At 47.5% G+C, this 13,277-nt stretch carries 9 protein-coding genes and 3 pseudogenes; 7 read left to right on the top strand and 5 right to left on the bottom strand.

All coding sequences use genetic code 11. From position 1 onward, the window contains the following. Window positions 1–183: 183 nt before the first annotated feature. From RIM23_RS22095 to hemC, 4 genes are all read right to left on the bottom strand, one after another. The gene (locus RIM23_RS22095) at window positions 184–2,424 is read right to left on the bottom strand and encodes a transglycosylase domain-containing protein (protein WP_446369361.1); all 2,241 of its coding nucleotides are present in this window, start codon (window positions 2,422–2,424) and stop codon (window positions 184–186) included. A gap of 646 nt (window positions 2,425–3,070) precedes the next feature. After that, window positions 3,071–4,405 (bottom strand): ribulose bisphosphate carboxylase small subunit, encoded by a 1,335-nt coding sequence (locus RIM23_RS22100; protein WP_446369363.1) that lies wholly within the window; start codon window positions 4,403–4,405, stop codon window positions 3,071–3,073. Window positions 4,406–5,296: 891 nt separating this feature from the next. Continuing rightward, a complete protein-coding gene (locus RIM23_RS22105; protein WP_446369365.1) occupies window positions 5,297–6,070 on the bottom strand; it encodes a sporulation protein in 774 nt (257 codons plus the stop codon). A gap of 413 nt (window positions 6,071–6,483) precedes the next feature. Then, window positions 6,484–7,446: a hydroxymethylbilane synthase gene (hemC, locus tag RIM23_RS22110; RefSeq protein WP_446353182.1), complete on the bottom strand. Its 963-nt coding sequence runs from the start codon at window positions 7,444–7,446 to the stop codon at window positions 6,484–6,486. A 253-nt stretch (window positions 7,447–7,699) separates the two neighbouring features. On the opposite strand from hemC, the gene RIM23_RS22115 reads away from it, so the two are divergent. The 3 genes and pseudogenes from RIM23_RS22115 to RIM23_RS22125 form a co-directional block, all read left to right on the top strand. Further along, window positions 7,700–8,740, top strand: coding sequence for a cysteine peptidase family C39 domain-containing protein (locus RIM23_RS22115; protein WP_446369367.1), 1,041 nt, complete (start codon window positions 7,700–7,702; stop codon window positions 8,738–8,740). A 141-nt stretch (window positions 8,741–8,881) separates the two neighbouring features. Next, a complete protein-coding gene (locus RIM23_RS22120) occupies window positions 8,882–9,838 on the top strand; it encodes a cysteine peptidase family C39 domain-containing protein (RefSeq protein WP_446369369.1) in 957 nt (318 codons plus the stop codon). A 117-nt stretch (window positions 9,839–9,955) separates the two neighbouring features. Further along, window positions 9,956–10,162 (top strand): annotated as a pseudogene (locus RIM23_RS22125) (ABC transporter permease); the annotation flags it as partial. Between the two features lie 43 nt (window positions 10,163–10,205). Here RIM23_RS22125 and RIM23_RS22130 read toward each other — a convergent pair. Further along, window positions 10,206–10,430 (bottom strand): annotated as a pseudogene (locus tag RIM23_RS22130) (sensor histidine kinase); the annotation flags it as partial. A 1,325-nt stretch (window positions 10,431–11,755) separates the two neighbouring features. On the opposite strand from RIM23_RS22130, the gene RIM23_RS22135 reads away from it, so the two are divergent. From RIM23_RS22135 to RIM23_RS22150, 4 genes and pseudogenes are all read left to right on the top strand, one after another. Further along, complete coding sequence (locus RIM23_RS22135; protein WP_446359675.1) at window positions 11,756–12,070, top strand: DUF433 domain-containing protein; 315 nt, start codon at window positions 11,756–11,758, stop codon at window positions 12,068–12,070. Continuing rightward, window positions 12,071–12,418: a DUF5615 family PIN-like protein gene (locus tag RIM23_RS22140; RefSeq protein ID WP_446359674.1), complete on the top strand. Its 348-nt coding sequence runs from the start codon at window positions 12,071–12,073 to the stop codon at window positions 12,416–12,418. Window positions 12,419–12,544: 126 nt separating this feature from the next. Then, window positions 12,545–12,769 (top strand): DUF433 domain-containing protein, encoded by a 225-nt coding sequence (locus RIM23_RS22145; RefSeq protein WP_446359673.1) that lies wholly within the window; start codon window positions 12,545–12,547, stop codon window positions 12,767–12,769. After that, window positions 12,766–13,102, top strand: a pseudogene (locus tag RIM23_RS22150) (DUF5615 family PIN-like protein). Before RIM23_RS22145 ends, RIM23_RS22150 begins: the two are co-directional and overlap by 4 nt. Window positions 13,103–13,277: the final 175 nt, after the last annotated feature.

The raw sequence follows: 13,277 nt of genomic DNA on the forward strand, positions 1-13,277 counted from the left end.
AAACTTATAAGATTAGGGGCTCCCATCCCCTACTACGAACCTACTGGACTGACACAGCTAAAATTGTGGAATAGATTTGACGGTGAAATTGGGCGCACACCGTGCGCCCCTACAATACTAATCCACCATTTTAGGTGTGCCACGCTACTACAATTAAGGCACTAAAGTGCCTACTACAAACAATTACTGCACCACTTCCCGCATATACCGATTCCATAATTGTGCGGCTTGGGCGCTACTTCCTCGCGTGGGTGAGTTATCGTCATTGCCTAACCAAATCCCGGTGACTAACTCCCGACTGGGTATAAAGCCAATAAACCATAAATCTACATACCGATCAGTGGTTCCAGTTTTCCCCGCTTCTCCTAAACCGATCGCGGCTGAACCGCCTGTGCCATTTTGCACGACCCCCCGCAACATCGTGGTCATCGTTTGGGCAACCGCAGGGGCTACAGCTTTAACCCCCCCTTCCCCATTTTGCTCAAATTCATAGATCACCCGACAGGTGTTCGGATCATTCTCATCGGCACAATCCCCACTATCGAGAATCCGTTTAATCCCATGGGGAGGATTCCACACCCCATCATTCGCGATCGCGCTATACGATCCAGTTATCTCTAACACATTCACTTCACTTTGTCCAATTGCCAAGCGGGGAACCGGCTCAAGCTTCGAGCGAATTCCTAATCGTCGCGCCGTATCGATCACATTCCCTAATCCAGCATCCATTGCCACCCGCACCGCAATCACATTCTCTGATTGCGCCAAACCCGTGTACATATTTACCGCACCCCCGGAACGTTCACACCCACGTAAACCATAGGCTGGGGCGCAGGAGTAGGTTTTTCCCGGTGGAATCCCTTGGGCTAAGGCGGCGGCGTACTCAAACAGTTTAAATGTCGAACCCGGTTGTCGTTGGGCTTGAGTTGCCCGATTAAACTGGCTTTGTTGGTAATCAACACCCCCCACCATCGCCCGAATCGAGCTATCTGTGGTATCTAGAGTCACCATCGCCCCTTGAGAAAAGCGTAATTGCGAACCCGTGGTACTGACAAAACTACGCAGCGCTGATTCTGCCTTTGCCTGAGTCTGCAAGTTTAGCGTTGTTTCCACAATAAAGTTCCCTTCTTGCGCCAACTCCGTACCCAGTAAATCCCGCAGTTCCTCAAACACATAATTATAGAAATAGGGAGCTTTGGTGCTATTGAGGAATTCACGGGCTTGAGGGCTTACCTCAATTCGCGATCGCCTTGCCCGTTGTGCTTCCTCATCACTAATCATTCCCATTCCCCGCATCCGGCTAATTACCCGATTTCGCAACCCCAACGCCGTATCATAATCCTGAACCGGATTATAACTATTCGGTGCTGGCAAAATCGCCACCAGAGTGGCGGCTTCGGAAAGGGTTACATCTTTTGCCGATTTATCGAAATAAAATTGGGCAGCATCTTCAAACCCATAAGCTTCTACCCCTAGATAGATGCGGTTTAAATAAGTCCTTAAAATCTCATCCTTACTGTAAAATGTCTCCAGTTTCAGTGCCACAATCGCTTCCCGGAGTTTGCGGGCAGCACTATTATCTCGTCCCACATATTCGGTAAACAAACTGCGAGCAACCTGTTGACTAATCGTACTCGCCCCTTCTTTGATTCCACCCCCGCGAATATTTCGGACTAACGCCCGCAAAATTCCATAAGGATCGACACCAAAATGCCAATAATAACGGCTATCTTCCGAAGCCACTAAAGCTTTTGGTAGATAGTGTGAAAAATCCGATAACCGTTTTAGTTCTCGGTGAACCTCAGTACGCGGTTGACGCAAGGGAACCTGATCACGAGAATAGACAACAACGGGTCCTTGCACCCCACTGGGTAGGGGGCGCACCGGGACTTTTAACCATTCAATCCCCATAATTAAGGCAATTAACGCGGTTAATCCACCCACCCCATAGAGGCTGTAACGAATACCGAGAATATACCAAGGCGGCGGATCAACATATTGTAGTTTAACCGAGGCGGCTAATTCCGGTGGACCAATGGTGAGAATATCCCCATGGCGCAAGGCTAAGCACGGTAGGCGGCGTCTACCGCGATAAATACCATTAGTAGAATTTTCATCTTTGAGAATAAACGTTCTGCCCGATCGCCCATAGCGTTCCAGGGACAAATGAATCTGACTCACCACTGGGTTTCGCACCACAATATCGCAGGATTTAGAACTGCGCCCCAGCAAATAGCGATCGCCGAGTAGGGGGTATACTTCCGCCTTATCCGCACCTGCATCTTGCACCCACAGTTCTGGAACTTTGGCATTCGGCTTTAGCGCCAGTGCTTCAAAGTTAACTTTGGCTTGAATCGTCTGAACAGCCTGAGTCAACTGACCTAGAATGGTTTTCGGCGGTTGGGGAGGTTTGGGAGAATTCATTTCCTCGTGGATGGTATTAAATCGGGTGTCTTGTGCCTGGTTTAGCGTTCATGGTTCATTGTTCATCGTTCATCGCGTTGTTCGGGAGAATGACGTTGCCTGAGAACTTCTACATTACAATTTAGCGTGTTTGAGGGAAGCTGGGGAATTAAGTCAATTGTCGGGGCGGGCGCGAGCCATTCAATGGGTTTGTCAATTGTAGGGGCGGGCGCGAGCCATTCAAGGGGTTTGTCACCAATAAGTGATCAACAAAACCCGCCCTGGAAGCTGGGGAATTAAATCAATTGTAGGGGCGGGCGCGAGCCATTCAAGGGGTTTGTCGCTAATAAGTGATCAACAAAACCCGCCCTTATACCTAGGTTGGGGGGGGCGCGAGCCATTCAATGAGTTTGTCAATTGTCGGGGCGGGCGCGAGCCATTCAATGGGTTTGTCGCCAATAAGTGATCAACAAAACCCGCCCTTATACCTAGGTAGGGGCGGGCGCGAGTCGCATCCCTTGTGAGGGAAGAAACGATAGTAGTGAAACCCGCCCCTACATTTAGAAAGGGCGGGTTTGAAGTAAGGTGATCATCAATAGCGAAACGAAAGCACATAAACCCGCCCCTACAAATCATGCCCTCAAAGGTCGTAAAGGGTTCCCTCATCCTAACTTGGTTTCTGAATAATCGTTTCCAGAATTCGCCGCTTGGCTTTGGGGTCAATGCCAATTAACCGCACGTATTCGTTATTATGCTCCGCAAGGCGTTCGGCTAAAGTCAGGATCACCTCTGATGCTTCATCTCCTTGGAATGTGCCATCACTTTTCCAGGCATTGGTGCGAAAGCGCCGCTCGTTGGCATATTCTAAACTGAGACGGTATCCTTGGGCTAAGAGTTCGCGAATCTGCTGCTGGATACCTAAATCTAAGGGTGTGGTGGGTTCTGAGGGTTGAGGTGTCTTGGGGTTGACTCTAGTCTCGGTAGTCACTTCATCTCTTGAACTGTCCCGACGTTCAAGGGTGCGGGGTTCTTGTGCTAAACCGTTTCCTTGTCTGTGTGTTTGGGTGTTATTTTGACCTGTTAATTGCCGTGCTGGAGGTGTCTCTATGGCAGGGCTTTCGCGCAGTGCTTTATTATATTCTCGAACTAATCCCATCTCCTCGACTTGTTTTTGTTCGCCGATCATCACCTGACCGAATTCGATTAAGTGAGAGATATTAAAATTCGGCTTTTCAAATTCAGGAGGCGCTTCTGTACTGCGAACTACGCGAAAGGAAACTTTATCGAGTCCGACATCATGGATGAAGTGGAGAATCTGTTGGTCATAAATCCGCGATCGCAAGGCGCTAAAAAAGTCAATGGCTTGATTGGGGAAATGATCTACCAGTTGTTCTATCTCCCGTCGGGATAGTTCATCTGCGGCAAAAATCCCGCCAATAATGCCAATGCGTTCCTCTCGATTCGGTTCCCAGTAATATTTTTCCATACGACCTTCTCGAATTAAAGGTGCATAGAGGGTGGAGAAGTCGTTCCCAGTTACGATAATTGGGACGCGATGCAGGGGATTGGCGTCATAACTCCCAGGGAGTTGCACGTCGGTGGGATGGTCTGCAATATTCATTAATGTGGCGCTGACGAGTTGAGTATTGACCGTGTATTGAGTGGTGCGGTCAAAGCGTCCTACCCCTGCATCCAAGTCATTAATCATTAAAGCGCACATTTTCCCCTGTACCTTGATCATTTCGGCGGCTTCTCGATAACGCAGGCGAATCAGACGCGCCGGATCACCTGCATCCGGACTTTCCAGTTCACCGCCAGAGATATGGATGACACCAATCCCCATTTGTTCAAAGACTAACTCGCATTGGAAGGATTTACCTTCTCCCTTACGTCCGTGAATGCCTAGAATTAGAGGAACCCGTACCCCTTCTAACTCTAGATAGTTTTTGGTAATGTGAACCGCCAGTTTATCCCGGAAGCTGGGCGCGATGTAGTAGGTCATGAATCGAGAGGTCTTTGTGCGATCGGTAGTCTTTCATCTTACCGTACCCATACTCCTAGAATAGATTGGCATTGCCGGGGCGTCTGTGGGAGCGTAATTATCCTGGCGCGTAGGGGCGCACCGACGTGCGCCCAACACCATTAGCCTCACCAGCGAGTCTCTGAGTCTGGGTGAACGACGCTCTAAGCCTGGGTGAATAACACTCTAAGCCTAGGTGAACGACGCTCTAAGCCTGGGTGAACGACGCTCTAAGCCTAGGTGAACGACGCTGTGAGCCTCGTGAATGAGTCTCTGAGTCTGGGTAAACGACGCTCTAAGCCTGGGTGAACAACATTCTAAGCCTAGGTAAACGACGCTGTGAGCCTCGTGAATGAGTCTTTTAGCCTAGGTGAACGACGCTGTGAGCCTCGTGAATGAGTCTTTTAGCCTAGGTGAACGACGCTGTGAGCCTCGTGAATGAGTCTTTTAGCCTCACCGATACAATTTCTCAACCACCCCAACCTCAATTACACCGTCACTTGATACGCCATCCGCTACAGTTGACAGTCGCGGTCATCCTTTAACCGGTTTCGTTAGCCCGTCTAACTCTGGCAGATTTCGGGTAATGACTGCTACGATTTCCTCCCAACCTGTCGAACCCGTTAATTATAGCAGTAGACACATTGATTAGGACTTTCGTCACCATTGTAGAGACGCTTCAAAAGCGCGTCTCTACATAAATGATGTGTCCTAACAGCTATGGCGGTTGCTATAAAATAAGACGTTGCATGCAACGTCTCTACATGGATTGGTGAAGGGGGAAGGGTTTTTGGGGGGAATTGATTTTAGAGAACGGGTTGGGGTGGCGGCGAGACTTGTAACGGGCTAAAGCCCGTACTACAAACTACAAACTTAACTTAAGTAACTTTGAATCGTACCCTCTAAAATAGCCTCAACATCCGTCACCGGACCTGTCAGATAATCTGATGAAATCTGAACCTGGGCATAGCGTTCATCCAGATCAAAGGCTTCTTGCAGAAAACCACCAAAACCCCGCGCCCGTTTGTCGATTTCTAGGAAAACATTTAATAAGGTGTCTGATTGCAGGGAAAACACGATCTCCAGTTCATCTAAATGTCCCTGATACTGACCAATCGGTCGAAATTCAAATTCTTGGACAAAGGGAACATTGCCGCCTAAGTAAGGATTATATTCACAATCTACTTGATGAAGTTGAAACCCCAGATTTTTGCTGGCTTCTAGCACCAGTTCCATTAAGGGATGGGGACGCACCTCGATATAATCGGTGTCTTTCGGATCAATTGCCAGGGAAATATCCAACCCAGTCCGAACATAAACGGGTTGATGTCCCAGCGTCAGTGGCGTTTCATAAGGAAGTGGGAAGGAAAAGGGGATAACTTTGGTTTCTTTGGGTTGCAACTTGAAGCGTTCACTCAGGCGATACTTGACTAATTCGCAGGTTTCTGTCGCTGTCGTCTCTTCATATTCCCGTTTGTATTCAGTCTCGACGTAGAGGTAAATATCATCAATGTCTTGGGAACTATCTCCACCGGTAATATGAACATCTCCCTTGAGTATTTCGCCTGGAACCAAGGATTCTGTCGATAGGCGAGTATCAACGGTGGCGGCGCCAATTCCTACTCGGGCTAGAAATTTTTTAAACATGGCTCTGACCGGGTTTTTGTCGGGATAATACTCTAGTATAAGCCAAGGAGAACTTGAAAGGCATCTATCTCAAGGTTTGGTTAATCATATTGCCAAGATTTTAATTGTATTCTGTTAGTTTAATGAACCGTTAATTACTTAGAGAACTAAAAGGGAAACAGAGCCTAAAAGGGCATTCCCAGGCTTTGCTGGGAACGAGGGGGAACAGAGCCTAAAAGGGCATTCCCAGGCTTTGCTGGGAACGAGGGGAAACAGAGCCTAAAAGGGCATTCCCAGGCTTTGCTGGGAACGAGGGGAAACAGAGCCTAAAAGGGCATTCCCAGGCTTTGCTGGGAACGAGGGGGAACAGAGCCTAAAAGGGCATTCCCAGGCTTTGCTGGGAACGAGGGGGAGGGTGCAAGGGGCGTACTATCCTACCGCGTTTGAGCGAAGATTTCGTCTAATATCTCTTGCGCCCCTTGCTGACGTAAATGTTGAGCGAGTTTAATCCCTAATGCTTCCGCCTGAGTCCCATCGCCGGTCATGGTATCTTTGATCAGGGTTTTCCCATCTAAACTGGCAACCATACCTGTGAGGATGAGGGTATTCCCCGTGATCTGTGTATCTACGCCAATGGGTGCTTGACAACCGCCTTCGAGTTGCCGTAAAAATGCCCGTTCTGCATAACAGCGTTGCGTGGTGGGGGAATGTTCAATGACTTTGAGTAAATTCAAGATTTCTTGATCCTCCCCTCGACATTCTATGCCCAAGGCTCCTTGTCCAACGGCATGTAGAGAAATATCGGAGGGTATAACTTGGTGGATGCGATCGCTCATATCCAATCGTTTTAACCCGGCGGCGGCTAAAATCAAAGCGTCAAACTCCCCAGCATCGAGTTTGGCGAGTCGGGTGTTGAGATTTCCGCGAATATCTTTAAACGCGAAATGGGGGAAATGGTGGCGCAATTGTGCCAAACGCCGCAGGGATGATGTGCCAATCACCGCACCTTCGGGAAGGGTATCCAGTTGCTTGTCTTGGTGTTTGGCGTGAACCACTAAAGCGTCGGCTGGGTTTTCTCGTTGTGTCACACACCCCAAGACTAATCCTTCTGGTAACGTGGTGGGCAAATCCTTGAGGGAATGCACGGCTAAATCTATCTCCTGATTCAGCATCCCTACTTCTAATTCTTTGGTAAAGAGTCCCTTATCGCCAATCTTGGATAGTGCCACATCCAAGATTTTATCCCCATGGGTACTCATGGTCTGGACTTCAAAGTGCCGATCGGGGTAGTGTTTTTGTAGTTGTTCCTGTACCCAATAGGTTTGCACCAGAGCCAATTGGCTTTTGCGGGAACCAATACGAATCGTGCGAGCAGGACTGGTAACAGTGGAGGACATAGAGCGATCGCGTCAAACAAGTATAAAGAGTCACCTACTCTAGATTACCGCAGTTTGGTCACAAGTCATTTATCATTTGTCCTTTGTCACTTTTCCCTGTTCCCTGTTTCCTAGTCATCAGCCTTGCATAAGCCTAACCCAGTTAGAAATATAAGGTAGTAGACTCCACTCGCCACAGATTTACTACCCATACAGCCGCTTTCTTTGGTGAGTGAAATTGGGCTTAAGACAAGCTGCTGTTCTCTCAAAGATAATGAACACTTCGATCAAACCCCCTCACCTATTTCTGGCTGCTTATGGGATGGCGATATCTCTCACGATTTGGGCAATCCAGTCAGATTCCTACAGGGCTTTTATCGCCTTGATTTGCGTCATCTCCTCCATTATTGGTGCCAATTTAGCCTATCGTTTGGTAATGGGGGGCGTTACCTTAGATACCATCGACAACGCGCTGAAACATCATCAGCGACTGGTTCATATCAGTCTATTTGGGATGGCTGCGATCGCGACAAGTTTGGCTTCACTGATTCTGCTACAAGGTGTCAAGGTTACAGATTTAGCCATTTTTGCCACGAATTTACTATTACCCCACTGGATTCCGACAATTATTTTACTTTATATCGCAGAATACCTGCACCTTTTCATCCTCGGATTAGGATGTTTGGCTCTAGGATTGGTTGTGTTTTTCGTGGGGTTTGGTCGAGGAACGTCTCAACCTTTACCTCTATTAATAGCTACCGTTATTGGCATGATACTGCCATTAGCCATATTTAGCCATTACTTACTCCCCGTCACAGGGATGCTAGGCGAGCCCTTTGTGGTTGATGGCGTGGTGCGACAAACCACCTCTCACACCTGCGCCCCTGCTAGCATTGCGACTCTGGCTCGTTGGGTAGGCTTATATCCCAGTTTATCAGAGCGGGATGTGGTTCAACTGACGCATACCAATCGATTGGGAACGACTGTTTTAGCAGAAATTCGGGCAATGCGCCAGCTAGGATTCGCGCCAAAATATCGGCGTCAGCTAACTATAGCGGATCTGATAACCATCAATCAACCTGCTGTTCTCAGTGTTAATGAAGATGTGGATGGCGTCATCTTTTTACATGCTGTTGCCTTATTATCGATTAATCCCGACGCACAAACGATAACACTTGGCAACCCTCTGTATGGACGTCAGGTAAAAACCTTTGACCATATTAACGGCTATTGGACAGGTGATGCTGTGTTTGTCACCCATCCCAAAGCCCAACTATTGCATAACCCCGACTCAGTAGGAGATATACCGCAGTAGACTCCACTCGCCACAGATTTACTACCCATACAGCAGCTTTCTGTGGTGAGTGCTCCCGCTCACTATAGCCATCCTAGTTGAGTTAAAAGGCTTACAAGTTATCAGAGCAAATTCATCCAAGCTGCTGTTGTCGAAACAACAATGAACAGTCTACTTAAACTTCAACTTAAACCGCGTATCACCTTATCTCAACTCCTCCTCGCTGCTTATGGGGTAGGAATGTGCCTAACCCTTTGGGCAATGCGATCGCACTATCCTATTTTATTTCTTACTCTGTTTTGCCTGATTCCTCTAAGTAGTGGTGCGATTGTGGGAAATCGGTTAGCCGCATCCCATAACCCTAAAAATTACCGCCGCCAGATTAATCGGATGTTTCTCGCGATCGCGACAATGGCGGCGTTCATTCTTCTGTGCGGACAATTTAATATTTATCGCCTTTTCCCCTTAATTGTTCGCTTATATCTAGGTGCTTATCATCAGCCCATTATCTTGGCGTTGGGTTGCTTAACTCTGGGGTTAGTCATATCAATTGAATTGTCAGGAAAACGTTCTCGCCAACAGTTACATCTGTTAGTAGGAATAGTCCTGGGAATGATGCTCCCGTTGGGGATAATTCTATATTACACCTTCCCCATGACCGGGATCGCCAGTGAACCCTTAGTTCTTGAAGGAGTAGTTCTGCAAACAACATCTCATACCTGCGTTCCAGCCAGTATCGCCACACTAGCCCGATTTGTAGGATTAGACCCCAATTTATCGGAACGGGATGTAGTTAAACTCACCCATACAACGCAAAAAGGGACTCACTCATTAGGTACAATTCAGGCAATGGAGCAGCTCGGTTTAGCGCCAAGCTATCAATGGGGTCTCACTCTTGATGATTTAATTGCCACGGGTAAACCAGCGGTACTAACTGTCAAAGAACCTGTCGATGGAGTGATATTTAACCATGCTGTCGCCCTATTATCAATTGATGGCAAAGCGCGAACTGTAACCATTGGCAACCCACTTTATGGGCGTCAAATCCTGACCTTTGAGCAGATGAAAGGCTATTGGATAGGTCAAGCTATATTTGTTACCTATCCACCCAAGGTGTAGATTGTGGGGTGTAGAGTATAACAGCTTACCTATGGATAAGATAAGTTCCGGAACGTTCAATCAATAACATGAAACGCATCTTATCTCAATGTATCAAAGAACTCGCCCAACTTCAGCGCGATCGCACCGATTGAGAGTATGCCTACTGTATCCCAATACCTGTCTCTGTTGAACCCTCTGCGTCACTATGTCGCGATTGTACGGGGGATATTACTCAAAGGCGTAGGGATAGAGGTGCTATTTCCCCAAGCGATCGCACTGCTAGTATTTGCGACGGTGTTATTATCAGTCAGCATTAACCAATTTCGCCATCAACTCAGTTGAATTAAAGCTGCAAGTGTATTATGATTTGAGCAATGTCCAATCCCTAATCTGGTGCAGGTAATAGTACAGTAAACACACTCCCTTGATTAAGTTGCGATCGCACAGTAACTTGACCCCCCATTCCTTCTACCAGGGTTTTCACTATCGATAAGCCTAAACCTGTCCCTCCTGGCGAACGAGCGCGATTCTCATCCCCGCGATAGAATCTCTCAAAGATGCGGGATTGCTGCGCTAAGGGGATACCTTGTCCGCGATCGCACTGCTGTACCGTAGGGTGGGCAATGCCCACCAGCCTTTATTGAGGGCTTGCTGCACAACTCCCAAACCCTTAGCTATCAATGCTTTTAGTAGTATTGATATTTGCTCCTGTTCAAGGAAAAAGGGTTTAATTTTATACCCCAGCTTCCCCTGCTCCCCCTGCTTCCCCAGCTTCCCCTGCTCCCCCAGCTCCCCCAGCTTCCCAGCTCCCCCAGCTCCCCCAGCTCCCCCAGCTTCCCCAGCTTACCCAGATTCCTACCCCCACCACCAGACTTATTCAGCAACCCCTATTTAGCTGGGTTTCCGGTTGGTGCAGCAAATCCTACCTATAGATTGAGGATAAGTCTTGGCTTCAGGGCAAGTTTTGTGTATGATTATCAATAGCAGAACCTCGACAACTGCATAGCACATTCGCGTAAATTCCCAAATCTACACGTAAATAACCGGAGCTTGGTAGCCCCGATCTTTTAAGTCGGGGCGTCCAAGCGACAACGCAGCTTTAGCTGCCGTCAAACTGATAGAATAAATTTGTGAGTAAGAATCACCATCTATGCAACGAATCATTCTAGTACGGAGCAATCCCCGCTACGAAGAACCGAACGCAAGCTGCGAAACGACTAGACGAGCAAGTAATGGCAGGATGAGGAGCGTACCAAATTGGCTTTGTGATGGACTCGGAAAGCAAAAAGTGTCAAAAGTAGACGCAATGCCTGTATCGCCAGGTAGCAGGTTTGAGCGAGTAGAGGCGTCTTGACAGCGCCCAATCGATTAAGACCATAGTTTTAATCGAGGCTAGAATCTGTGCCTATGCAAGAGCGCAGAGTGTCAAACCTCGTCCAATGGCTGAAACCCTCATTTTTCCGGTGTCGATAGCCGTCCAGGTAAGGATTATGGGCGATGAAATCCTGAGATTTTTGTCAATAAGCGCTGGTTAATTGACAACAAAAAAAGGTGTGTAGATTTGGCGGCTGAAACCCAGTCCCTGTAAGGCGTCCTGAGCGAACTCTTGACAAACACACTTCCCCGCAAGGGGATGGAAAATTTTAGCATCCACTCAACCTGATAATAAGAATGCGATCGCAAAACTCTGGATTTACGTTGTCCGCGTTGATTGGGGATATTAGATAAGGGAAATTATCCAGATCCGAGATCGCGTTTCTCCAGTCTGGTATCTTGGCACATAGATTGTTCTATTGATGACTCAGAAAATGAATTACAAAGACATCATCACCTTAGAACCGGGGAAACGTGGCGGTAAACCCTGCATTTTAAGGGTGGGGCGAGTTCGTCTATCATAGTTATTCTGACCCTTAATCTTGAGTGAACCACAAGGCGATGAAATCAGGAATAATTTATCCGCATATCGAGAAAGCAGAGGGTGAATCAGCGCGGTTGCAACGGATACCCCGTGTGCGCGTCGCCCAGATTGTCATGGACTACCTAGCTTATGGTTGGTCAGTTGAGGAAATGTGTCGTCAACATCCTTATCTGAAACGCTCAGAAGCTCATGCAGCAATGGTGTATTATTTCGATCGCCAAGATGAAATTGAGGGTGAGATTCGCCAGGAATGGGAGCAAGCACAACAGGCAAAAACTCAAGCCTCCCCTTCTCCATTCTTTGTGCGGATGAAGGCAAGAGGGATTTTGTAAGTGAGTGTCGCACTATACATGGATGTTCATGTTCCTCAAGCCATTACAGATCAATTGCGCCGTCGGGGTGTAGATGTTCTTACCGCAATTGAAGACAATTCAGCCGAGTTAGCTGATGATGCACTTCTAGAACGTGCTGGTTCGCTGGGTCGAGTTTTGTTTACTCAAGATATTCGCTTTAAAGCATTGGCTGAGGATTGGCAACGTCAAGAACGACGTTTTGCTGGGTTGATATTTGGACATCAGTTAGGAGGTACGATTGGGCAATTTGTGAAAGATTTAGAACTGATTGCTTTGGCGTCAGACTCTGGGGAATGGCTTAATGTTGTTGAGTATCTACCCTTTTAGTTGTGAGCAGTAGGAGGGTTTGACAAACACACTTCCCCGCAAGGGGATGGAAACCATGGAGCCTCCCCCCAGTTTTCTCCAGTCTGGTATCTTGGCACATAGATTGTTCTATCGATGACTCAGAAAATGAATTACAAAGATATCATCACCTTAGAACCGGGGAAACGTGGCGGTAAACCCTGCATTCGAGGAATGCGAATCACTGTCTATGATGTTTTGGAATACCTCGCTTCCGACATGAGCCAAGAGGAAATTCTAGAAGACTTTCCCTATCTGACTAAAACAGATATCCTTGCTTGTCTTTGGTTTGCTGCTCAACGCGAACGCCTTACTGTTACCATTCAACCGTGAAACTTCTCCTGTTTGATCAAAACCTTTCTCCTCGTTTGGTAACAAAACTGACTGATTTGTATCCAAATTCTGCCCACGTCGATACATTAGGCTATAGGAACATCTTCAGACCGAGATGTTTGGGAATATGCTAGACTCAACAATTTCATGATTGTTACTAAAGATGCCGACTTTAGTGAGTTGAGCATTCTCTTGGGAACTCCGCCTAAAGTCATTTGGATTCGTCGGGGCAATTGTTCCACCAACGATATGGAAAAACTACTAAGAGATAATTACAGCGACATCAACGCCTTTAGCAATGATCTAAACGTAGGTGTGTTGACCCTATTTTAAGCCGATTAAGGAGACGGTATTGATCACAATTCTCTGGGTTTCAGGCATTTTCTAAATAGTCGGTGGGCATTGCCCACCCTACTGATACCAAATCCGGGTTAGCTACCCCCGTTATCACCTAGTCCGCGCAGGCGGACGAAAGTTTGTGTAGCAGCGATTTCAATCGCCGTGGAAA

It is taken from the genome of Coleofasciculus sp. G3-WIS-01 (assembly GCF_040223135.1).
In the GTDB taxonomy this organism is placed as follows: Bacteria; Cyanobacteriota; Cyanobacteriia; order Cyanobacteriales; family Coleofasciculaceae; genus Coleofasciculus.